The following is a 1085-nucleotide window of genomic DNA, read 5'->3' on the forward strand; positions in this document are numbered from 1 at the left end:
ACCGAGTCGACCTGTTCGACCGGCTCCTCACCCGCATCGACCGACACGCATCATGATCAGCTTGACAAGGATTACCTGCATAATGCCGATGAGCGGATGGCAGGCGGCGGTCGCGCGGATCGACGATTTCATCGCATGTGTCCTGGCTCAGCACACGTGATGCCGGACCGTCGAACCTGATGCGGAGGACCACGGAACTGATGCGACGACTCACCGAACCTGATGCAGCCGACGTCGCCGCGTCGACCGCAGCTCCCGAACGTTCTGCGCGCATCAGGTTCGCTGAGCCAGCCGGTACCCCGATCGGCTCGACGCATCTGATGCCGGGCAGGTCAACGCCTCGGCCTGGCATCAGATTCACTGCGCCAGGACAGCATGTTGTGGACTGCGCTCGCGATTTCCTGCCGCAGCAGCGCCGCCTCCTCGTCGCTGTCGCACAGCAGCAGCACCTTGAACGGGATGCCCTTGCCGTCCGGCTGGCCGAGAGGGTTCGCCCAGTGGTGCACGGCCTGAGACAGGATCTGGAACAGCGTGTGCTGATCCTCGGCACTGCTCGACAGCAACCGGGGCGCGTTCTCGACAACGATCAGATACCCGTCCGCGGGCAACCAGCGCAGATCACGGAGACACTCGGACAACGCGGCCCAGTTCCAGCCGAAGTAGCCGGGAAAGAGCAGCGCGTCGGAGAACTCGTAGAAGAGGTGGTCCGCATCCGTCATCCTCGTTCCGTCAAGCCGGGCAACGACGAGCCTGCCCGTTACCGGTAGCACCGCCGCCAACTCCACCAGGGTCTTGCGCGTGGAGACCGCGAGCTGGTTCGTGGAGCCGCTCCACCAGTTGTCCATCATCCAGACTGTCGTCGCTCACGGAATTCCCCGGGGCTGGGCTCACGTAATTCCCCAGGTGGTGGCCCTCGGATGATGTTTCTACTTGGTGCCCTGGGTGGTTGTCGAGCCGGCTCGGCCGGGGCGCTTGTTGGGTCGGTAGCTGGGTCCGTTCATGAAGACCTGGTGGCTGGTGTTGATCAGCCGGTCGAGTAGGGACTCGGCGACGACGGGGTTGGGGAACAGTGGGTACCAGTCGGC

General features: G+C 64.1%; 2 protein-coding genes. One reads left to right on the forward strand and one right to left on the reverse strand.

The window, feature by feature from the left end; genetic code table 11:
• Positions 1–180, forward strand: a 180-nt coding sequence (locus ABZ671_RS32750; RefSeq protein WP_357865458.1) for a hypothetical protein, incomplete at its 5' end; no start/stop codon positions are given.
• 152 nt (positions 181–332) lie between these two features.
• Here the strand turns inward: ABZ671_RS32750 and ABZ671_RS32755 are convergent.
• Positions 333–848: a barstar family protein gene (locus ABZ671_RS32755; protein WP_357865461.1), complete on the reverse strand. Its 516-nt coding sequence runs from the start codon at positions 846–848 to the stop codon at positions 333–335.
• Positions 849–1085: the final 237 nt, after the last annotated feature.

It is taken from the genome of Micromonospora sp. NPDC006766 (assembly GCF_040636055.1).
In the GTDB taxonomy this organism is placed as follows: Bacteria; Actinomycetota; Actinomycetes; order Mycobacteriales; family Micromonosporaceae; genus Micromonospora.

Bases quoted from the DNA above. Each gene is read 5' to 3' on its own strand.
- ABZ671_RS32755 (WP_357865461.1), bottom strand. From the start codon at position 848: ATGATGGACAACTGGTGGAGCGGCTCCACGAACCAGCTCGCGGTCTCC.